The sequence below is a fragment of the Sphingomonas xanthus genome, assembly GCF_007998985.1.
GTDB classification, from domain to species: Bacteria; Pseudomonadota; Alphaproteobacteria; order Sphingomonadales; family Sphingomonadaceae; genus Sphingomicrobium; species Sphingomicrobium xanthum.
The window spans coordinates 509295-530242 of sequence record NZ_CP041659.1 but is presented as its reverse complement, the minus strand read 5'-3'; the positions used below and the strand labels follow the sequence as shown (position 1 = coordinate 530242).

Here is a 20948-nt window from a genome sequence, read left to right as displayed (position 1 = left end):
GCGCAGCCGGGGCGTCCGTGGCAGGGAGGCTGCCGTGGACGCCCCATATTCCCTCGCCGAGACGCTTGAACCCGGAATCGCGCGCTTGCTCGCGCGCAATCCGTCGGCTTTCACCTATTTCGGCACTCAAACCTACCTCGTCGGCGAAGATGAGCTGCTGGTCATCGATCCCGGTCCCGACCTTCCCGAACATGTCGATGCGATTATCGCGGCTGCCGCCGGCCGGCCGATCATCGCCATCTGCTGCACCCATACCCATCGCGACCATTCCCCCGCCAGCCGCGCATTGAAGGCGGCGACGGGCGCGCCGATCATCGGCTGCGCGCCGCTCGCGCTCGACAGTATTGGCCCGCGTGCCGATGCCAGCTTCGACCGGGACTATGTCCCGGACCGCGTGCTGGCTGACGGAGAAGTGATCGCAATTGACGGCGGGCAGCTCGCGGCGGTGGCGACCCCGGGCCACACCAGCAATCACCTGTGCTTCGCCTATGGCGGCGCGCTGTTCACCGGCGACCATGTCATGGGCTGGTCGACCACGGTGGTGGTTCCGCCTGACGGTGACATGGCGGCCTATATGGCGAGCCTCGAGCTGCTTCGGCAGCGGCAGGACCGCGTCTATTATCCGGCGCACGGGCCGGCGGTGACCAAGCCGGCGCAGCTTGTGCGCGGCATGATGGGGCACCGCATGCAGCGCGAGCGCCAGATTCTGAAGCTGGTCGGCGCACGCCCGCGCGACATTCCGGCGATTGTCGCCGATGCCTATCCGGGGCTGGACCCGCGCCTGATTCCTGCCGCCGGCGGGTCTGTCCATGCCCATTTGCTGGACCTTCAGCGCCGCGGGCTCGTTGAAATGAGCGAGGGAGAGATATGGAGTCGAAGCCGATCCGCCTGACCAGGCCGCTTGTCATTGCCGCAATCACCGTCGCCCTGATCCTGGGGCTGCTGGTCGGCGGCGCGCTCGATATTGGCAAGCGCCTGTTCGGCGGCCCCGATCCGGAGACCGTCGCCACCTCCGCGCTGCAATCGATGCGCGCGCAGAACCGGCTGGTGCCCTTCGTCGCCCGCTACGTCTCGGTGGTCAGCAGCCGGCAAGAACGGTTGGGTGGGCTGGTCAGCAGCGAGCGCACGCTCGTCCTGCCCGGCGACGTCCGCTACGAACTCGACCTGGCCAAGCTTGATGCCGACGACGTCCGCTGGGATTCGGCGACCAACACGCTGACCGTCACCCTCCCCGAAATCGAAATAGCCGGACCCGAAGTCGACCTTGCCGCGGCGCGCGAATATGGTGAGGGCGGGGTGTTGAGCGCGGTGACGAACACCGACCAGGCGCTCGATCGCAACAACCGGAACCGGGCGGTGGCCGACCTTCGCAAACAGGCCGGGTCGGCGGTGCCGATGCGCCTTGCCCGCGAAGCCGGGCGCCAGGCGGTCGAACGCAGCTTCGTCCTGCCACTCCAAGCTGCCGGGTTCGACAATGCCCGGGTCGTCGCCCGCTATCCCACCGAGGGCTCGCCGGTGACCGAACCCCTTGACCATAGCCGCAGCTATAACGATGTGCTGGACGAGGCGCGGCAATAACGCTGACGCCAGGGGACATGAATTGACCGCCACGACCCAGAACCTGAATGGCCTCGACCTGCTCGCTGAAATCGCGCGCCTCAAGAAGGAGCGCAACGCGGTCATCCTTGCGCATTATTACCAGAAGCCCGAAATCCAAGACCTTGCCGACTTCGTCGGCGACAGCCTCGATCTGTCGCGCAAGGCGGCGGCGACGGATGCCGAGGTGATCGCCTTTTGCGGGGTCCGATTCATGGCCGAGACCGCCAAGATCCTGTCGCCGGAAAAGACCGTCATCCTGCCCGACATGGACGCCGGATGCAGCCTCGAGGACAGCTGTCCGCCCGACCAGTTCGCAGCGTTCCGTGCCGCCCACCCGGACCATATCGCGCTGACCTACATCAATTGCTCGGCGGCGGTGAAGGCGCTTTCGGATATCATCGTCACTTCATCGAGCGCGGACGTAATCCTGAAGCAGATTCCCAGGGACCAAAAGATCATCTTCGGTCCCGACCGGCACCTTGGCGGTTACCTGGCGCGCAAGACCGGGCGGGACATGCTGCTGTGGCCGGGCGTCTGCATCGTCCACCAGGCATTTAGCGAAACCGAACTTTTGAAGCTGAAGGCGGAGCATCCGGGCGCACCGGTCGCGGCGCATCCCGAATGCCCGCCTCACATCATCGATCATTCGGACCATGTCGGAAGCACCCGGTCGATCCTGGATTTCGCGATCCATTCGCCCAGCCAGACGATCCTCGTCGCGACCGAGCCGCACATCATCCACCAGATGGAAAAGGCGGCGCCAGACAAGACCTTCATTGGCGTCCCCGGCGGGGACGGCAACTGCAACTGCAACATGTGCCCTTACATGGCGCTCAACACGCTGGAAAAACTCTACGTCGCGCTGCGCGACCTGACACCGCGGATCGAGCTTGACGACGAAACCATGGCCAAGGCCCGGGTGCCGCTGGAACGGATGCTGGAAATGGCCGGCCGTACGGTCGGGCAGGGCGACGTCGGCAAGCCGCGAATTTCAGGAGACTAAGCCCTTGGCCTGTCGCGTTCCTGCCGCCGGCGCGGCTTCGATGCTGCTACTTGCAGTACTTGCGCTCAGCCCGCTTGCAGCCACTACTCAGGTGAGCGAGAGCGATGCGTCCGTCGGGCCCGCCGAAATCGACAAGGCCGACTTTTACAAGCCCGGCATCGCCCCGGTCGACGGCCCGGCCACTGCCGAGGTCACGATCGTCTATTTCATGGACTATCAATGTCCGCAGTGCCGCCGCTACACGCCGGATGTCGAACGGGCCAAGCGCGAAGAGCGGGGGGTTCGCTGGATCTATCGCGACATTCCCAACATAGGCCCCAAGTCGCGCGATGCCGCCCGGCTGGCGATCGCTTCCCAATGGCAAGGCCGGCATCGCGCCTTTCATCACGCGCTGATGACCTCGCCCGGCCGGCTGAGCGACGACACGATCCGGGAAGCGGCCGCCAAGGCGGGGGTCGACTGGGCCCGGCTTCAGCGCGACCTTGCGAACCGGTCACGGGAAATCGATGCGTTGCTGGCGCACAATGCTGCGCTCGCTGACTGGGCGGGCATCGTCGGCACACCCGCCTTCCTGATTGGCGAGACGCTGGCCGATGGAGCGCTCGACTATAAGGGGCTCAAGGCCGAGATTGCCGATGCCCGAGCGCGCGCCAGGGGATCCGGGCCCGCTGCGGCAGACAGCGGAGACGCGCCGAGGGAGGCTGACGAACCGTCCGGCGACGAGGAAGCGAAGCCGATCGTCGAGGATGAAGCAAACGTCGCCGCCACGGCGAGCGCCGGGCCAGCGCCGTTCGAGCGGGCCGAGCCGAGGAGGCCACAGCAAGGCCACGCCAATCGCGATTTCGCCGGAGCCGCCGGGGCGATCACCGCTCTGCTGGCGGCGATCGCCGGGGCATTCCTGTTGCTGAGGCGGCGCAACTCTTAGGCGCGGAACCGACCGGGGCGATGAAACTGCACATCGCCTGCCTCGTTGGCTATTCGACCCCACTACAGCCGAGGAAATTTCCAATGCGCGACGATACCCGAAATTCCATGGGCTGGGGCCGGTTCGCGGCAATGATCGCCACGTCCGTCCTCTTCATGTTCCTGCTGATGTACCAATTGGTTTACAGCGCCGACCATGTCACCTTCAGCATCAACCGGCTGGTCGCCTCGTTGCTGATGGGCTGTGTCATGGCCGCGATCATGCTCGGCTTCATGTGGTCGATGTATGAGGGCCGGGCGATCAAGATCGCCGTCATGGCCGGCGGAATCGCCGGGGCCTTCGCCCTGCTGGCGGTCAATCGCGGCCAGCTACTGGTCGACGACACCGCCTTCATGCGCTCGATGATCCCCCATCATTCGATCGCCATCAACAATGCCCGCAAGGCGAGCATCAGCGATCCCCGGGTGCGACGGCTGGCCGATGAGATCATCGAAGCCCAGGTTCGCGAAATCGCCGAGATGAAAAAGCTTCTTGCCGATATCGACGCCAATGGCGAGCGCGGATCTGCCGGGCTTCGCGCCCGTCCGGAGGCAAGGCTTGGACAATAGCTTTGGGGGCTAGAGCGCCCTGACCAGCCGTACCGCGACCGCAGCCCAAGGCGGGTCGGCGACGACCTGCTGGCGCCCGCCGGTGCCGAACGGCAGCAGGTGCAGCTTGCCATCCTCGCGCCCAATCAGCCGGCCGAACAGGAAGCGGCCGGCGGGGCGGGGTACCAGCAGGTCGCGGTTGATCGCCTGGCCATAATGTTCGGGGTCGAGGCGATCGAGCCATACCTCGTCGCCGGCGCGGTAATCGCCGGTGCTCGCAGCCACCGTCATCGCCACCTGTCCGCCTGCGGCTTTGGGCGGGACAACCAGGGCCTGCCGCTTGGGCGCGGTTGCGCCGCTTGCCGACAAGATGGCCACTACCGGAAGCTCTGCCCGGTCGGGATGATCGACCAAGTCGGCAGCCTCTACGCCAAGAGCCTCGGCGATCCGGTTCAGCCAGCTGACCGACACGGTGCGCGTTCCGGTTTCAAGCCGGCCGATCGTCTGCGGGGTCGTCGGCGGGTCGCAGGCGCGCGCGACATCGTCGAGCGTCATTCCGCGCGCGCGGCGCACTTCGCGAATTCGGGTAATCATGCGCCACCTTTCTCTAACCAATATGGTTTTACCTATGTCCTACAGATTCGCCGATACGGCAAGACTGGGAAATCATTTGGACAAGGATGGGAGTTATTAGCTTGGCATCGATCGTATCGTCGCGCGGAAGGATGCTGGTTGAATGGCCCCTCGACCGCGGAAGGGCGCCGGGCGAGCGCCGGGCGGCGCGCTCGATGACTGTCAACTTGGCCGAAAGCCCGCTTGCTGGCTGTTCGCGCTCCATCTCAGCAATCGCCAGTTCGACGCTGGGGAACGGCTCCGCGCCGACTGAACGGGCACAGCTGGGACAGGGGGTGACGACAAGTTGGGACGCCGCGCCGATCGCGCGCAGCCGGGGCGGGGCAAACCCAGGTCTCGACGTCGACGGTACGCCACTGGATGCCAAGCGCAGGTTCGAGGACGCGGTTGCGGCGGGCTCGGGCCTGTCCGACATCTTGTGGCGGGTGGTTTGCGCAGGCGAGGGGATGCGGGAGGCGGAAAGCGCACATTGGGCTGGCCTGCGCGAGCCGGCAAGCTGGTGCTTTGTCTGGCGCTCGACCGGGTCGCCGACTATTACCGGATCCGCTGATTGCCTTGGAGTTGGAACGCGATGATCCTTTATGGTTCGACCATGTCGCCCTTTGTCCGCAAGGTCGCGGCCTATGCAGCGGAAAAGGGGATCGCGCTGGACATCAGGCCGACCGGGATCGGCGACACGACCCCGGAATTCATCGCGGCCAGCCCCTTTCGCAAAATGCCGGCACTGGTCGACGGCGACTATTGCCTGTCGGACTCGAGCGCGATCATCCATTATCTCGAGGCCAAGCATCCCGAGCCCGCGCTCATTCCCGCCGACCCGCGCGAACGCGGCCGCGTGATCTGGTTCGAGGAGTTTGCCGACACCATTCTGTTCGCCTGCGGCGCCAAGATGTTCTTCAACCGGGTCGTCGCGCCGCGATTCCTCGGCCGCGAAGGCGACCTTGTCGTTGCCGACAAGGCCGAACGCGAAGAATTGCCGCCAATCCTCGATTATCTGGAAGGGGTGGTGCCCGATGACAATTTCCTGGTCGGCGGACGGCTGACGCTGGCCGACCTGGCGGTGGCCAGCCCGTTCGCGAACTTCGACCATAGCGGTGTGACGATCGACACGGCGCGCTATCCGAAAACCGGCGCCTATACCAAGGCGATCCTTGCCCGGCCGAGCTTCGTCTCCTTCGTTGCGCGCGAGGCCGCCTTCCTTGAGCGCACCGCCTAAGCAAAGGGCCGCGTCACCGGTTGGCAGCGCGGCCCAAGCCCAGGGAGTCAGGCTTTATTCGCGGTCAGGCGCGCCCTGGCCGTCCTTGCGGAACTGCTGGTCCTTGTCGACCAGTTCGCTGCTTGCATCGGAATCGCTCTTCGAACCGACGAAGCTCGATCCCTCGCCCTGGTTTTCGGAGCCGAGCGAGCTGCCTTCGACGTCGCTGCGCTGACCGGTCAGCGTGTCGTTCTGCTGGAATCCGCCCGCGGCCTGGCCGGTCGAGGCGCCGCCCTGCTGCTGCTGCTGCGAGGGATCCTGAGTGCGGGTTTCGAACTGGCTACCGCCGGGGCTTTGCTGGCCCGCGGTGCTGGATGGCTGCTGCTGTGCCTGGGACTTGCTGATGTCCGACTCTTTGCTGGTGTTGGTGTCGGGCTTGTCGCGATTTTCCATTATGTAGATCCTCCTGGAACGTCCCCGCCCTCCTCTTCTCAAACCTCCCTGCGGCGCGGCCGTTCCGATCGTTTCGGGTCGGTTGCGACCAACAGATCGGCGTGTCGGGGAGCGGACGCACCTTTTCGCGCAAATCTGCGGTTCCCGTCAGATGCCCCAGGGCAGTCGATGCGGTGAGCCGTTTGCGGATAATGAAAAGGCCGCCGGGAACGGGTCCCCGGCGGCCTTCTCATCAGCTTGGAAAGTGCGGCTTAGGCCTGCTCTTCCTCGCCCTCGCTGGTCGCGGCGGCTTCTTCCGAAGCTTCGGCGGCCTCGTCCGGGACCGTGCCCGGCTCGGCGTTCGGGTCGAAATCCTCGGTAAAGCCCGCTTCCTCGCGCTCGAACATCGATGCCATGACATCGATACCTTGCGCCTGAAGCTCAGCCTCTTCCGGCGAGCGCGCGACGTTGACCTTGACGGTGACGCTGACTTCCGGATGCAGGGCGATCTTCACCTCATGCATGCCGATCGCCTTGATCGGCGCCTTCAGCACGACCTGGCTCTTGGCGACCTTGGCGCCTTCGCCGTCCAGCGCCTCGACGATGTCGCGGGCCGAGACCGAACCGTAGAGCTGGCCGGTGTTCGACGCCTGGCGGATCAGCTGAACCGTCTTGCCGTCGATGCCCTTCGAAGCCTGTTCGGCTTCGGTGCGCTTCGACGCATTCTCTTCCTCGATCTTCGCGCGATTGGCTTCGAAGACCTTCTTGTTTGCCTCGTTGGCGCGTAGCGCCTTCTTGTTCGGCAGAAGATAGTTGCGCGCGAAACCGTTCTTGACGGTAACGACGTCGCCGATCTGGCCGAGTTTTTCGACGCGTTCGAGCAGGATGACTTCCATCTCTAGCTCTCCTTACTTCACGACATAGGGAAGCAGGCCGATGTGGCGGGCGCGCTTGATCGCCTTGGCCAATTCACGCTGCTTCTTGGTCGACACCGCGGTGATGCGGCTGGGGACGATCTTGCCACGTTCGGACACAAAGCCCTGGAGCAAGCGGACATCCTTATAATCGATGCGCGGAGCTTCCTTGCCCGAAAAGGGGCAGGACTTGCGGCGGCGGAAAAACGGACGAGCCATCGCTTAGGACTCCTGCTCTTCGCGGCGCGGGCCGCGGTTGCGATCACGCTCTTGCTTGCGCATCATGGCCGACGGACCCTTTTCGTGCGCGTCGACACGGATGGTCATGAAGCGGATGATGTCTTCATTGATGCCGGTCTGGCGTTCCAGTTCGGCCAGCGCCGGCGCCGGCGCTTCAATGTCAAGCATGACATAGTGCGCCTTGCGGTTCTTGGCGATGCGGTAGGCGAGGCCGCGAAGGCCCCATGTTTCGGTCTTGACCACCTTGCCGCCATTGTCGGCGATAATCTGGGTGGCGTTTTCCGCGAGCGCGTCGACCTGGGCCTGGGCCAGGTCCTGGCGCGCGAGGAAAACATGCTCGTAAAGCGGCATGTTTCATGCACCTATGTTTGGCCGATCGCTGACGCCCGCCCCATGCGAAACGCCCCTCCGGCTGTCGTTCAAAGCAATAAGCGGCGGCAGACCGAGGCCCGTCGCCAGCGCCGGCCGTCTACACCATTGGCGCCAAATGGCAAGTCAGCAGGCGATTTCGACCGCCCGGGTCGGCACCCGCCCCCTGATACCTTTCAGCTCAAACTCGCCGGCGTCGGAAAACCGGAGATTCTTGCCGATGCACAAGTCGGCGACCACGTTCGACACGAGGATCTGACCCGGTTCCGCACGGGAACAGAGGCGCGCGGCGAGCTGCACAGTCTGCCCGAAAAGATCGTCGGCCTGGTCGATCGGCTCACCCGACGCGATTCCGACCCGGACCGTCACCGGAAAAGCCGGGCCTGTCGCATTGTGCCGGCCCAGTTCGGCCTGGATCTGGCACGCGCTACGGACTGCGCAGACCGCGGAGACAAAGACCGCCATGATTCCATCGCCGGTGTGCTTGATTTCCCCGCCGCGATGCGCCTCAAGCGCCTCGCGGACGACGCGGTCGTGGGTGGAGAGTAGTTCCATCCCAGCGTCGTCGCCATGAAGCGAGGTAATCTCGGTCGACCCGACGATATCGGTGAACATCACCGTCCTGACGCCGGGATCGAGTCGGGCCGGCTGGTCCGGCATCAGCGCTGCGCCAGCCCCGTTGGGAGCGTCGCTGCCGAGGAAGCCATCGAGCAGGTCGGGATCGACCTCGATCATTTTCTCGGCGACCAGACCATGGGCTTGCTGGTGGACGCAGTGCGCAGCCTCGGCTGACGGGGCCTCAACCAGGCAGAACAGCTTCCCGCACTGTTGGTTGAACCAATATTTGCGGTAGTTCACTGCATACTGGTCCTGGACCTTGAGGTCGGCGAGATGGGCCGTGGCAATGTCCTCGGCGGTGGCACCGTCGCACTGATGGATATCGAGGTACAGCGGCATAGGCCCTCCCGCGCCGTGCACCCATACAGGGATTCGGCCTTCTCGCCAATTGCCGCGAGGCCCTTGCGGTGGCATGCCAGGGCCATGGCCACGCACCTGCACCCCGTCGCTCCCGCGCAAGATCCGCTCGACGATGTCAGCTTGCCGGGCTGGCTATATCATGATCCGGAATTTTTCGCGGCGGAGAAGGCGGCGTTCCTGCGCGCGGCGCCGCAAGTGGTCTGCCATGAAAGCGAAATCGCCGAGCCTGGCGAATGGCGCACCATCGAACTGATAGGCGAAAGCGTCATCGTCATTCGCGGAGATGACGGCATGGTGCGCGCCTTCACCAATGTTTGCCGCCACCGCGGCTCGCGGCTCGTCGACGGGGAAGGCGGCTGCGCCAAGGTGTTGACCTGCCCCTATCACGCCTGGAGCTATTCGCGCGAAGGCCGCCTAGTCGGGGTCATGCACCGGCACGAATATCGGGGACTGGACGCGGACAAGCTTGGCCTTGTCCCCGTCGCCGTTGAGCGCTGGCGCGGCTTCATCTTCATCCGGCTGGAACAGGGGCTGCCCTCGATCGCGCAGATGATGGCACCTTATGATGCGGAGGTGGCGCCCTATCGGTTCGAGGACATGCGGGCGATCGGCCGGGTGACGCTGCGTCCGCGCGACCTCAACTGGAAAACGGTCGCCGATAATTATTCTGATCATCTCCATATCGCGGTCGGCCATCCCGGGCTGACCCGCCTGTTCGGCAAAAGCTACGCGATCGAGGCGAGCGACTGGGTCGACCGGATGGAGGGACAATTGCGCGACGAGGAAAGCGCCAACCCTTCCGAGCGCGCCTATCAGCGCCTGTTGCCGCAGGTTGACTGCCTTCCCGCCAGCCACCAACGCAAATGGCTTTATTACAAACTGTTTCCCTGCGTCGCCTTCGACATCTACCCCGACCAGGTCGACTTTATGCAATGGCTTCCGGTCAGCGCCACCACCTGCGTGATCCGCGAGATCAGCTACGCCCTGCCCGACGAACGCCGCGAGATGAAGGCGGCGCGCTATCTGAACTGGCGGATCAACCGGCGCGTCAATGCCGAGGACACCGAACTGATCAGCCGGGTCCAGCAGGGCATGGCCAGCCCGACCTATCGCCCGGGGCCACTTGGCAGGAGCGAGGTTTGCCTGCGCAGCTTCTCACGCAAGCTGCGCGATTTCATTCCCCAAGCACGGCTCGACCGCCCGCCGCCGCCCGGCTGGTCGAGCGCCGGCTGAGCCAGCGGATCGGCAGTCCGGCGACCATCAGCCCGAAGCCCCATAAGGTCGCTTCCAGACCCGCCCCGACGAACATCCCGAGCGAGTAGAGAATGCCGAGCAGGGCGACCACGGCCGGGGCCACTTTCAGCTTCCAGGCCGCCGCCGCGCAGACAAGGTAGAGGAACAGCGCGGCGACCGCGGAAACCAGCGCAACGAAGGTGAACACTTCGATGAAACTGTCCGACACGCTGGCAAGGACCAGCAGACCGCTAAGCACCGCCGACACCAGCAGCGTCAGCGTTGCAACGCCGTTGGCGTTGGTGCGGGCGAAAGCCGGCGGCAGGTCGCCGGCATTGGCGATGGCGCGGCCGGTCTCGACTGCGGACAGCACGCAGGCGTTGCCTGTGCCGATGGCGCTGACGGCGGCGATGACGGCTACCAGCCCGCCAGCCAGCGCCCCTAGCGTTGGCGCAATCGCATTGGCGAACGGCGCCGCCGACTGGGCGGCGATGGCGCTTGGCAGCAGCCACAGGACCGACAGGGTCGCAAGCAGGTAAATGACCGCGACGTAGATGGTCCCGCGAAATGTGGCGGCGGGAACCGCGTCCTGCGAATTGTCGGTGACGTTGGCGGCGATCGCCGCGGTTTCAAATCCGGTGAAGGCGAACAGCATCAGCGCGCCGGCGGCAACCACCGCCTTGAAATTGAGCGGCGTATCGGCGAGCGGTTCGACCGGCGATCCTGACGAGACCTGGACCAGCACGAGCACGACGACCAGCACCAGCGGGACGATCTTGAGCAGAGTTGCGATGACCTGGAGTACGCCTGCCGAGCGCGCGCCGTTCCAGTTGACCAGGGTCAGCACGGCTATGGCGGCGATGGAGAAGGCGACCAGGCCAGGACCGCTACCGATCGCCAGGACGACATGGCCGAGCGCTCCGGCCGCGGCGATGGAGACCGCCGCGATCGCCGCCCACAGCGATATCATATAGCTCCACATGGTCATGAATGCCGCGGTGTCGCCGAAGCTTGCGGCGACGTAGCTGTAAGGTCCGCCCGGCAGAGTGGCCGACAGGCGGGACATCGTATAGGCGAGCGCCAACGTGCCGATCGTCACCACCGCGAAGGCGATGACCAGGTTCAGTCCGAATGGCGCGGTAGTCGCCGGTAGCAAATAGATTCCGGAGCCGATGATCGTTCCTACTACCATCGCCATGCTCATCGCCTTGCCCAGCCGTTTCGACGGCGGCGGCGGAGGCGGCGCCTTCAGCCGTTCGCCCGACGGTTCGATGATTTCATTGTCCGTAACGCTGACCACTTCCCCATCCCCCGACTTGGCTTTGTCCGGGCTTAAGCCTAGTTGGCCGCCAACGCACAGCAAAAACAGGCGAGAATGATGCGCGCATTTCTGTTTCCGGGGCAGGGCAGCCAGTCGGTCGGCATGGGCAAGGCCCTGGCCGAAGCAAGCCGCGCCGCCCGCGACGTATTCAGCGAAGTTGACGAGGCGCTGTCGCAGCGCCTGTTCAAGCTGATGAGCGAAGGCCCCGAAGATGAGCTGAAGCTGACCGCCAACGCCCAGCCGGCGATCATGGCCCATGCGCTCGCGGTATTCACCGCACTGACCCGGGAGGGTGGCGTGTCGCTCGACAAGGCGGCGCAGTTCGTGGCCGGGCATAGCCTTGGCGAATATTCCGCGCTTTGCGCCTCGGGCTCGCTCGACCTCGCCACCACCGCCCGTTTGCTGAAGCTGCGTGGGGAAGCGATGCAGGCGGCGGTCCCGGTCGGCGAGGGGGCGATGGCCGCGCTGCTCGGCGCGGACCTCGAACTGGCGCAGAAGATCGCCGCCGCCGCCGCCGAAGGCGAAGTGTGCGCGGTCGCCAACGACAATGACCCAAGCCAGGTCGTGTTGTCGGGACACAAGGGCGCGATCGACCGTGCCATTGCCATGGGCAAGGACATGGGCGCCAAGCGCGCCATCGCGCTGCCGGTGTCGGCGCCGTTCCATTGCCCGTTGATGCAGCCAGCCGCGGACGCCATGGCCGAAGCGCTTGGCCGGACCGAATTGATGGCGCCGGCGGTGCCGCTGTTCGCCAACGTCACCGCGGAGGCCGTCGCCGACCCAGCGGTCATCCGCGGACAGCTGGTCGAGCAGGTCACCGGCATGGTGCGCTGGCGCGAAAGCATCGCCAACATGGCTGCCGCCGGGGTCGAGGAGTTTATCGAATTGGGCGGCAAGGTGCTCGGCCCGATGGTCAAGCGCATCGCCCCCGACGCTAAGGTCAGCAGCGTCGTAACGATCGAGGATGTCGAGGCAATCGCCAGGGACCTGGCCTGAGCGCGGATGCCGAAGAACCGTTTACAGCATCAGCAATTAGGGGACGAGAATGTTTGATCTGACTGGCAAAACCGCGCTTGTCACCGGCGCAAGCGGAGGGCTTGGATCGACGATCGCCAAGGCGCTTGCGGGGCAGGGCGCAAGGCTTGCGCTGTCAGGCTCGAACGCAGCCAAGCTCGAGGCTTTTGCTGGGGAGCTTGGTGGCGATCATGCGACGCTGGTCTGCAACCTTTCCGACCAGGCCGAAGTGGACCAGTTGGTCCCGCGCGCGCTCGAGGCGCTTGGCGGCAGAATCGACATCATCGTCAACAATGCCGGGATCACCCGCGACAATCTGGCGATGCGGATGAAGGACGAGGAATTCGCCGAGGTCCTCAAGGTTAATCTCGAAGCCGCCTTCCGGGTCATGCGCTCGGCGATGAAGCCGATGATGAAGGCGCGCGCCGGCCGGATCATCAACATCACCTCGGTTGTAGGGATAACCGGCAATCCCGGCCAGGCCAATTATGTCGCGTCGAAAGCGGGCCTGATCGGCATGTCAAAGGCGTTCGCGCAGGAAGTCGCAAGCCGCGGCATTACCGTCAATTGCGTCGCTCCGGGGTTCATGACGTCGGCAATGACCGACGCGCTCAACGATGCGCAGCGCCAAGCGATCCTGGCCAAAATTCCCATCGGAGCGATGGGCAGCGGCGAGGATATCGGCGCGGCGGTGGTTTATCTCGCCTCCGACGAAGCTAGTTATGTCACCGGCCAGACGCTTCACGTCAACGGCGGGATGGTCATGCCCTGATCGGGCTAGGTCCTGATTTACCACCTAATTTTTGGTCAATCGTCCGGCGGGGTAAACCCTTGCAGGCCATTTTGCCGCACCTATATCGCGCATCAAGGTCAATACGCGGGCGCACCGATCAAAGGCGCCCGGGGGCAAAGTAGAGGGTAGAAAATATGGCGAAAGTGATCGGGATCGACCTCGGCACGACCAACAGCTGCGTCGCAGTGATGGAAGGCGGAAAGCCGAAGGTCATTGAGAATAGCGAAGGCGCGCGCACCACCCCCTCGGTGGTGGCTTTCACCAAGGACGGCGAACGCCTCGTCGGCCAGCCGGCGAAGCGTCAGGCGGTCACCAATCCCGACAATACGGTGTTCGCGGTAAAGCGGCTAATCGGTCGCCGTTTCGACGATCCGATCACCAAGAAGGACACCGAACTGGTCCCCTACAAGATCGTCAAGGGTGCCAATGGGGACGCTTGGGTCCAGGCCGGCGGCAAGGATTATTCCCCCTCGCAGATTTCAGCCTTCATCCTTCAGAAGATGAAGGAAACCGCTGAGGCCTATCTTGGCGAAACCGTCACCCAGGCGGTGATCACCGTCCCTGCCTATTTCAACGATGCGCAGCGCCAGGCGACCAAGGACGCCGGCCAGATCGCGGGCCTTGAGGTGCTTCGCATCATCAACGAGCCGACCGCCGCGGCGCTGGCCTATGGTCTCGACAAGGAAGAGGGAAAGACGATTGCCGTCTACGACCTTGGCGGCGGCACGTTCGACGTCTCGATCCTCGAAATCGGTGACGGCGTGTTCGAGGTGAAGTCGACCAATGGCGACACCTTCCTCGGCGGCGAAGACTTTGACGCCAAGATCGTCGAATTCCTCGCCGACAAGTTCAAGGCGAAGGAGGGTATCGACCTCCGTACCGACCGGCTCGCGCTGCAGCGGCTCAAGGAAGCCGCCGAAAAGGCGAAGATCGAGCTGAGCTCGGCGCAGACCACCGAGATCAACCAGCCGTTCATCACTGCCCGGATGGAAGGTGGAGCGACGACCCCCCTCCACCTCGTGGAAACGATTAGCCGGGCGGACCTCGAGAAGCTGGTCGCCGATCTCATCAATCGCACGCTCGAGCCTTGCCGCAAGGCGCTGAAGGATGCCGGCATCCAGGCCAAGGACGTCGCAGACGTCGTGCTGGTCGGCGGCATGACCCGCATGCCCAAGGTGCGCGAAGTGGTGAAGGAATTCTTCGGCCGCGAACCGCATACCGGCGTCAACCCGGACGAAGTGGTCGCCATGGGCGCCGCGATCCAGGCCGGCGTGCTCCAAGGCGATGTCAAGGATGTGCTCCTGCTCGACGTCACGCCACTGTCGCTGGGCATCGAGACGCTTGGCGGTGTCTTCACCCGGATGATCGATCGCAACACGACGATCCCGACCAAGAAGAGCCAGACCTTCTCGACCGCCGACGACAACCAGAATGCGGTGACCATCCGGGTGTTCCAGGGCGAACGTGAAATGGCGTCCGACAACAAGATGCTCGGGCAGTTCGACCTGGTCGGCATTCCGCCCGCGCCGCGCGGCGTCCCGCAGATCGAGGTGACGTTCGACATCGATGCCAACGGCATCGTCCATGTCACCGCCAAGGACAAAGGCACCGGCAAGGAACAGCAGATCCAGATCAAGGCCTCCGGCGGACTTAGCGACAACGACATCGAACAGATGGTCAAGGACGCCGAGCAGTTTGCCGAAGAGGACAAGAAGCGCCGCGAGGCCGCCGAGACGAAGAACCAGGCCGAAAGCCTGATTCATTCGACCGAAAATCAGCTTAAGGAGCATGGCGACAAGGTCGAAGCGGGCCTGAAAGGCGAAATCGAGGCTGCCGTTGCCGAGCTCAAGGCCGCGGTCGAGGGCGGCGACGCCGATGTCATCAAGTCCAAGACCGAGGCGCTTGCCGCGGCGGCGATGAAGATGGGCCAGGCGATCTACGAGAAGACCCAGGCCGAGGGGGCCGATGCGAACACGCAGTCGGCCGACGCCACCGCCGAAGCGGCCCCGGCCGACGAGGAGGTGGTCGACGCCGAATTCTCGGAAGTCGACGACGACAAGAAGGCCTGAGGGCCATGATGACAAGGGAGTCGGTAGCGGTTGAGCGACCGGCTCCGCTTGTCATGGGTGGGGTATGATGGCCACGGATTATTACGAATTGCTGGGCATATCGCGCGGCGCCGACGACAAAGTGATCAAGGCTGCCTATCGCAAGCTGGCGATGGAGTGCCATCCCGACCGCGCGGGCGGCTGCAAGGAGCATGAAGCGCGCTTCAAGGCGATCAGTGAGGCGTATGACTGCCTCAAGGATCCGCAGAAGCGGGCGGCTTATGACCGTTTCGGCCATGCCGCGTTCCAGAATGGCGGGGCGGGCGGCAACCCCTTTGGCGGCGGCCAGGGGTTCGACGGCTTTTCCGACATTTTCTCCTCCATCTTCGGCGAGTTCATGGACCCGCGTGCGCAGCGGACCAGCGCGGCGCGGGGTTCGGACCTGCGCTACGACCTGGAACTGACGCTCGAAGAGGCTTTCGCCGGCACCGAACAGTCGATAGCGATTCAGACGCTTGCGGCCTGCGGGTCGTGCAACGCATCGGGCTCCAGGGGCCAGTCGGCGGCCCGAACCTGCGGAACATGCGGGGGCGCCGGCAAGGTGCGCGCGCAGCAGGGCTTTTTCGTGGTCGAACGGACCTGTCCGGGCTGCATGGGATCGGGCGAACAGATTGCCGATCCCTGCCCGGAATGCCAGGGTGAGGGCCGTACGCTCAAGTCACGCAAGCTCAACGTCAATATTCCCGCCGGGGTCGATGAAGGCACCCGGATCCGCGTCGCCGGCGAAGGCGAGGCTGGAATGCGCGGCGCGCCGGCAGGCGACCTTTACCTGTTCGTCCATCTGAAGCGGCACCCGATCTTCGAACGCGACGGAAGCACGCTCATCGCCGAAGCGCCGATCAGCTTCACGACCGCGGCGCTGGGCGGATCGATCCTCATCCCGGGCATCGACGGCGAGAAGATCGAATTGAAGATTCCCGCCGGAATCCAGTCGGGCGAAACGCTGCGCCATCGCGGCGGGGGCATGAATGTCCTCAATGGCCGCGGGCGGGGCGACCTGATGACTCGCATCCTGGTCGAAACGCCGACCAAGCTCAGCAAGGAGCAGAAGGCGATCCTCGAACAGTTTCGGACCACTGAGACCGGCGATGAATGTCCCGCCAGCAAGGGCTTCTTCAAGCGGGTACGCAGCTTTTTCGACGGTTAGGCTCCGCCACCCTTCAGCAATTCGGCAACCCCCCGGGTCATGCCGGCCATCGTATAGGGTTTCTTGATCACGATCCGGTCGCGGATTTCGGGCGGCAATTGCGCCTGCTCGCCATAGCCGGTTGCGAACATGAAGGGGATTGCCAGTTCCTGCAGCCGTCTGGCGATCGGAAAGCTGTGGTGGTCGCCAAGGTTGATGTCGAGGACCGCGACGTCGGGCCGCTGCTGTTCGATCAAGGCGATTGCGCCGCCGACAGTGCCGTCGGTGACCACCTCGCGCGCGCCAAGCCGGCGGAGCAGGTCTTCGGCGTCGAGCGCGATGATCAGACTGTCCTCGACCAGTAGCACCCGCTTGCCGACCAGCATGTCCTTGTGCTGCTCGGTGGGACGATCCAGGGGCGCGAAAAAGCGCGCCGGGGCGTCCCGGACATTGCGGGTCCGGGGCACATGCCTTGCCGGGATAAGGAACTCGGCGCGAAAACCGTCCGGATCGTATGACGCCCTGACCTCGCCGCCCAGGTCATAGGGCACGCTATGTTCGATGATGGTCGTTCCAAACCCCTTGCGGGTGGGTTCGCGCACCTGCGGCCCGTCCTTTTCCTGCCAGGTGAAGCGCAGGTTGCCCTGATCGTCGAGGACCCAGCCGATGTCGACGCTGCCATTGTCGGAAAGGCTGCCATATTTGGCGGAGTTGGTGACCAGTTCATGCACCACCATCGCCATCGTCGAATAGGCCTGCGGATTGAGCAGGGCCGGATCGCCAGAGGTCCGCACGCGATCCTTCTTGTTCACCAGGAAGGCGGCGACTTCCGCATCGATCAGCGCGTTCAATGGCGCTGGCCCCCAATGGTCGTCGGTGATCTGGTTGTGGGCGCGGGCGAGCGCGTGGATGCGCCCGTCGACCTGGGCAACGAAATCCTCGATCGTGGTGCCGGCAGCCGGCTTGGATTGGCGAATCATGCCGCGGATCAGCGACAGGATGTTGCGCACGCGGTGGTTGAGCTCGGCGATCAGCAACTCCTGCCGTTCGCTTGCCGCCTGCCGTTCTACATTCGCTTCGTCGGAAAGCCTCAGCACTACCTCGATGAGGGTTGCCCTTAACGTTTCCGCGACACGGATCTGAGAGGGGGTGAATGGGATCGACCGGCCCTCGACCAGCTCCTTCCATTCCTCGAAACTCTGCCGCGGCGACAGGCGCGGACCATTGGGCCCATAGTCGACTGGCTTGTGTGGATCGCCGCCCCAGCGCACCGAGCGGATCCGTTCGGACCGGAAAAGCACGACATAATCGCGCGGAGCCCGGCTGATCGGAATCGCCAGCATACCCGCCGCGGTCGTCGCGAACCGCTGCGCGTCGGCAAGGAGGTCGGCAATGCGGTCGGTCGCATAGATCTTGCCAGCCGCGGTCCCGTTCAGCGCCTTGACGAGGGCCGCGAAGCCCGCCGGATCGGGGGTCTGCCCCGAAAAGGCATAATTGCCGTTAAGCCAGACCCCGACGCCGTCGGCGGGAATGGCGTCGGTCAGGACGCCGGAAAGCCATTCGGGGTCCTCCAGCAGCTTCTCGTCGCTTGCCACCGCACCCAGCAGCTGGGCGGAAAGGTCCCGCGCGCGGCGCTCATATTCGACCAATTCTTTGCGCACTCGGCTTTCGATGCGCATCGAGAACATCTGCGAAAATAGTTCGGCGACCGAGCGGCGCTCGAAGCTTGGGCAGCGCGGCGCATAATGATGGCAGGCGATCAGGCCCCACAGCCGGTCTTCGACTACGACCGAAATCGACATCGAGGCGCGAACACCCATGTTGCGCAGATATTCGATATGGATCGGCGAAACCGACCGGAGCACCGACAGCGACAGGTCGATCGGTTCGCGGCGCTCGTTCAATTGCGGGACGATCGGCACCGGCGCGGCATCGATATCGGTAATCACCCGCAGTAGCGAGCGCTTGTAAAGCTCCCGCGCTTGCCTGGGAATGTCGCTCGCCGGATAATGGAGACCAAGGAAGCTGCCGATCCCGCCCTTGGCGCTTTCCGCGACCACCTCGCCCGATCCGCCCTCGTCGAACCGGTACAGCATGACCCGGTCAAAGCCGGTCAGCGCGCGAACCTGGCGGACACCTTCATTAAAAAGAGCGGGGAGGTCGCGCGTCTGGTCGAGCCTGCCGATCATCCCGCGCACGGTTCCGGTCGCGTCGCCATAATTGCGTTCGGTCGAGGGCTCGACTTCGATGATGACCTGGCCGTGAGCCATGTGGATCGCGACGTCGAAATCGCTGCCGCCGTCGACGATCGGACAATGGAACACCCGTTCGACCGTGTCCGGACCACGTATCAGCGCGAGGCGGTTGCGCAGCGTATGAATCGCCTCGTCGCAGAACAGGGCGCTCAGCGGCTCGCCAATCAGCTTGTCGGGCGTCGTATCGAAAAACTCGCCCACATTAGCCGACACGCGCGACACCAGCCAGTCGGAGGAGAGTGCGAACAACACCCCGATTGGCTGGATCGCGCCCAGCAGATGGATCGGTTCGCGGTCGCAGTTGGTGAGGTCGACAGGATCGGATGGATCGAGCTGGTTCACCGTTCGATCACCCTCCCTGCAGCCCGGCCGAAAAATTGAAAAGTGTGGATCGCGGCGTCGGTTGCGCCGCGTTGTTCAGAACCGGAATAAATCAGCCGGTCGAGTATCGCAAGGAAGGCGCGCCAATGGCCGGGGGGCGTTTCGGCATTGAGAAACCCGGCTGAAAGGCCCTCGCCAACCTCGCGGCGCAGCAGCTTTCCGCCAAGCCGCGATCCCTCGATGACGTATAGGCCGCCAAGCAGCGCGGCCCGGTCGGCATAAGTCGGGGCCTGCTCCGGCGGCGGCACCGCGATACCCAGCGCGTCGAGATCGGCAAGCAACAGGTCGGCGCGGCGAGCGCCCAGCCATCCGGGGAACAGTTCGTCTGCGCCGCTGTCGGCAAGCGCCTGTTCGACCGGCAGAAAGGCCATGGCATGGGCCGTCAGGAAAGCGGCATAATCGTCCCGCTCGCCCAGGTTGAGGGCCGAGAAGGCGGCGTCGATTGCATCATGCGCCTCGCGGGTCGCTTCGCGCAGCTCGGCATGGGCGCTCAAGCGCCGGTCCCGAATACCCGTTCGAAGATCGTGGCGATGCGCTTCAGATGATAGCCAAGGTCGAACAAAGCCTCGAGCTGGCTGTCGGACAGTCTTGCGGTCACGTCGGGATCGGCCTTCAACAGGTCGAGCAGCTGGAGCCTTCCGTCACTTTCCCACACCTGCATCGCATTGCGCTGCACCAGCGCATAGCTGTCCTCGCGACTCAGACCGGCCTGTGTGAGCGCAAGGAGCACGCGCTGCGAATGGATCAGGCCGCCCATCCGGTCCATGTTGCGCTGCATCCGATCGGGATAGACCAGCAGCTTGTCCATCACGCTGGTCAGGCGGGCCAGCGCGAAGTCGAGCGTGATGCAGGCATCGGGACCGATGAACCGCTCGACCGACGAGTGGCTGATGTCGCGCTCATGCCACAGGGCCACATTCTCCATTGCCGGGACGACCGCTGAACGGACGACCCGGGCCAGCCCGGTGAGGTTCTCGGTCAGCACGGGGTTGCGCTTGTGCGGCATGGCCGAACTGCCCTTCTGGCCCGGCGAGAAATATTCCTCCGCCTCCAGAACTTCGGTCCGCTGCAAATGGCGAACCTCGACGGCAAGCCGCTCGATCGAGGAGGCGATCACTCCGAGCACCGCGAAATAGGCGGCGTGGCGGTCACGCGGGATGACCTGCGTCGACGTCGGTTCGGGGGTCAGCCCAAGCTCGGCGGCGACATGGTCCTCGATTGCCGGGTCGACGTTGGCGAATGTCCCGACCGCGCCCGAAATCGCGCATGTGGCGATGTCGTCGCGCGCGGCCTTAAGCCGGGCCCGGTTACGGTCGAACTCGGCATAGGCCTGCGCCAGCTTGAGGCCGAAGGTGACCGGCTCGGCATGGATGCCATGGCTTCGGCCGATCGTCGGGGTCAGCTTATGTTCGATCGCCCGGCGCTTCAGCACCGCAAGGAGCGCGTCAAGGTCCTCGATCAACAGGTCGGCCGACTGTTTCAGTTGCACGGCCAGCGAGGTATCGAGCACGTCGCTCGAGGTCATGCCCTGGTGGAGCCAGCGCCGTTCCGGCCCCAGCTTTTCTCCCGCCCAGGTGAGGAAGGCAATCACGTCATGCTTGGTGACCGCCTCGATCGCGTCGATCGCGGGGACGTCGATGTCGCCGAGCACGTCCTCGTCATAGGCCTTGCGGATGGTGGCGGCGTCATCTTCGGGAATCATCCCGACCCGGCCCATCGCTTCGGCGGCGAAGACCTCAATCTGCCACCAGATGCGGTAGCGGTTTTCGGACGACCATATGGCGGTCATGGCGGGGCGGGAATAGCGAGGAACCATGGCGGCGGCGGCTAGCAGGGGCCGCG

The 20948-nt window shown here is 64.5% G+C and carries 21 protein-coding genes and 1 pseudogene; 12 read left to right on the top strand and 10 right to left on the bottom strand.

The window, feature by feature from the left end; all coding sequences use genetic code 11:
• Window positions 1-34: 34 nt before the first annotated feature.
• The 5 genes from FMM02_RS02615 (at window position 35) to FMM02_RS02595 (ending at window position 4135) form a co-directional block, all read left to right on the top strand.
• Entirely contained in the window at window positions 35-892 is an 858-nt protein-coding gene (locus FMM02_RS02615; RefSeq protein ID WP_147493409.1) for an MBL fold metallo-hydrolase, read from the top strand.
• Window positions 868-1578, top strand: coding sequence for a DUF4230 domain-containing protein (locus tag FMM02_RS02610; RefSeq protein ID WP_147493408.1), 711 nt, complete (start codon window positions 868-870; stop codon window positions 1576-1578). The genes FMM02_RS02615 and FMM02_RS02610 overlap by 25 nt, the downstream gene beginning before the upstream one ends.
• Entirely contained in the window at window positions 1553-2602 is a 1050-nt protein-coding gene (nadA, locus tag FMM02_RS02605) for a quinolinate synthase NadA (RefSeq protein WP_147493407.1), read from the top strand. Before FMM02_RS02610 ends, nadA begins: the two co-directional genes overlap by 26 nt.
• A 40-nt stretch (window positions 2603-2642) precedes the next feature.
• Window positions 2643-3527: a thioredoxin domain-containing protein gene (locus FMM02_RS02600; protein WP_147493406.1), complete on the top strand. Its 885-nt coding sequence runs from the start codon at window positions 2643-2645 to the stop codon at window positions 3525-3527.
• A gap of 83 nt (window positions 3528-3610) precedes the next feature.
• Complete coding sequence (locus FMM02_RS02595) at window positions 3611-4135, top strand: DUF305 domain-containing protein (RefSeq protein ID WP_147493405.1); 525 nt, start codon at window positions 3611-3613, stop codon at window positions 4133-4135.
• Window positions 4136-4144: 9 nt separating this feature from the next.
• Here the strand turns inward: FMM02_RS02595 and FMM02_RS02590 are convergent, their stop codons facing one another.
• Window positions 4145-4708 (bottom strand): helix-turn-helix domain-containing protein, encoded by a 564-nt coding sequence (locus FMM02_RS02590; RefSeq protein ID WP_147493404.1) that lies wholly within the window; start codon window positions 4706-4708, stop codon window positions 4145-4147.
• 131 nt (window positions 4709-4839) lie between these two features.
• On the opposite strand from FMM02_RS02590, the pseudogene FMM02_RS02585 reads away from it, so the two are divergent.
• Window positions 4840-5297 (top strand): annotated as a pseudogene (locus FMM02_RS02585) (DUF6456 domain-containing protein).
• 21 nt (window positions 5298-5318) lie between these two features.
• The gene (locus tag FMM02_RS02580) at window positions 5319-5963 is read left to right on the top strand and encodes a glutathione S-transferase family protein (protein ID WP_147493403.1); all 645 of its coding nucleotides are present in this window, start codon (window positions 5319-5321) and stop codon (window positions 5961-5963) included.
• Window positions 5964-6017: 54 nt separating this feature from the next.
• Here the strand turns inward: FMM02_RS02580 and FMM02_RS02575 are convergent, their stop codons facing one another.
• From FMM02_RS02575 to FMM02_RS02555, 5 genes are all read right to left on the bottom strand, one after another.
• Entirely contained in the window at window positions 6018-6395 is a 378-nt protein-coding gene (locus FMM02_RS02575) for a hypothetical protein (protein ID WP_147493402.1), read from the bottom strand.
• A 251-nt stretch (window positions 6396-6646) separates the two neighbouring features.
• Window positions 6647-7270 (bottom strand): 50S ribosomal protein L9, encoded by a 624-nt coding sequence (gene rplI / locus FMM02_RS02570; protein WP_147493401.1) that lies wholly within the window; start codon window positions 7268-7270, stop codon window positions 6647-6649.
• A gap of 12 nt (window positions 7271-7282) precedes the next feature.
• Entirely contained in the window at window positions 7283-7507 is a 225-nt protein-coding gene (rpsR, locus tag FMM02_RS02565) for a 30S ribosomal protein S18 (protein WP_147493400.1), read from the bottom strand.
• A gap of 3 nt (window positions 7508-7510) precedes the next feature.
• Window positions 7511-7879: a 30S ribosomal protein S6 gene (gene rpsF / locus FMM02_RS02560; protein ID WP_147493399.1), complete on the bottom strand. Its 369-nt coding sequence runs from the start codon at window positions 7877-7879 to the stop codon at window positions 7511-7513.
• A gap of 144 nt (window positions 7880-8023) precedes the next feature.
• Entirely contained in the window at window positions 8024-8854 is an 831-nt protein-coding gene (locus FMM02_RS02555; RefSeq protein ID WP_187107819.1) for a nickel-binding protein, read from the bottom strand.
• An 84-nt stretch (window positions 8855-8938) separates the two neighbouring features.
• Here FMM02_RS02555 and FMM02_RS02550 point away from each other — a divergent pair, with 84 nt between their 5' ends.
• Complete coding sequence (locus FMM02_RS02550; protein WP_147493397.1) at window positions 8939-10108, top strand: aromatic ring-hydroxylating oxygenase subunit alpha; 1170 nt, start codon at window positions 8939-8941, stop codon at window positions 10106-10108.
• On the opposite strand, the gene FMM02_RS02545 is transcribed toward FMM02_RS02550, so the two are convergent.
• Window positions 10050-11408 (bottom strand): APC family permease, encoded by a 1359-nt coding sequence (locus tag FMM02_RS02545; RefSeq protein ID WP_147493396.1) that lies wholly within the window; start codon window positions 11406-11408, stop codon window positions 10050-10052. The two genes, FMM02_RS02550 and FMM02_RS02545, sit on opposite strands and share 59 nt — an antisense overlap.
• Window positions 11409-11486: 78 nt before the next feature.
• Between FMM02_RS02545 and fabD the strand changes: the two genes are divergently transcribed.
• The 4 genes from fabD (at window position 11487) to dnaJ (ending at window position 16491) form a co-directional block, all read left to right on the top strand.
• Window positions 11487-12425: an ACP S-malonyltransferase gene (gene fabD, locus FMM02_RS02540; protein WP_147494937.1), complete on the top strand. Its 939-nt coding sequence runs from the start codon at window positions 11487-11489 to the stop codon at window positions 12423-12425.
• 49 nt (window positions 12426-12474) lie between these two features.
• The gene (gene fabG / locus FMM02_RS02535) at window positions 12475-13215 is read left to right on the top strand and encodes a 3-oxoacyl-[acyl-carrier-protein] reductase (protein WP_147493395.1); all 741 of its coding nucleotides are present in this window, start codon (window positions 12475-12477) and stop codon (window positions 13213-13215) included.
• Window positions 13216-13370: 155 nt separating this feature from the next.
• A complete protein-coding gene (dnaK, locus tag FMM02_RS02530; RefSeq protein WP_147493394.1) occupies window positions 13371-15305 on the top strand; it encodes a molecular chaperone DnaK in 1935 nt (644 codons plus the stop codon).
• 64 nt (window positions 15306-15369) lie between these two features.
• Window positions 15370-16491: a molecular chaperone DnaJ gene (gene dnaJ / locus FMM02_RS02525; protein ID WP_425473652.1), complete on the top strand. Its 1122-nt coding sequence runs from the start codon at window positions 15370-15372 to the stop codon at window positions 16489-16491.
• Here the strand turns inward: dnaJ and FMM02_RS02520 are convergent.
• The 3 genes from FMM02_RS02520 to purB are packed head-to-tail and all read right to left on the bottom strand — an operon-like array spanning window position 16488 to window position 20922.
• Complete coding sequence (locus FMM02_RS02520) at window positions 16488-19067, bottom strand: HWE histidine kinase domain-containing protein (protein ID WP_147493393.1); 2580 nt, start codon at window positions 19065-19067, stop codon at window positions 16488-16490. The genes dnaJ and FMM02_RS02520 overlap by 4 nt on opposite strands.
• Window positions 19064-19600: a biliverdin-producing heme oxygenase gene (locus tag FMM02_RS02515; RefSeq protein ID WP_147493392.1), complete on the bottom strand. Its 537-nt coding sequence runs from the start codon at window positions 19598-19600 to the stop codon at window positions 19064-19066. The genes FMM02_RS02520 and FMM02_RS02515 overlap by 4 nt, the downstream gene beginning before the upstream one ends.
• Window positions 19597-20922, bottom strand: a complete 1326-nt coding sequence (gene purB, locus FMM02_RS02510; RefSeq protein WP_147493391.1) for an adenylosuccinate lyase — start codon at window positions 20920-20922, stop codon at window positions 19597-19599. Before purB ends, FMM02_RS02515 begins: the two co-directional genes overlap by 4 nt.
• Window positions 20923-20948: the final 26 nt, after the last annotated feature.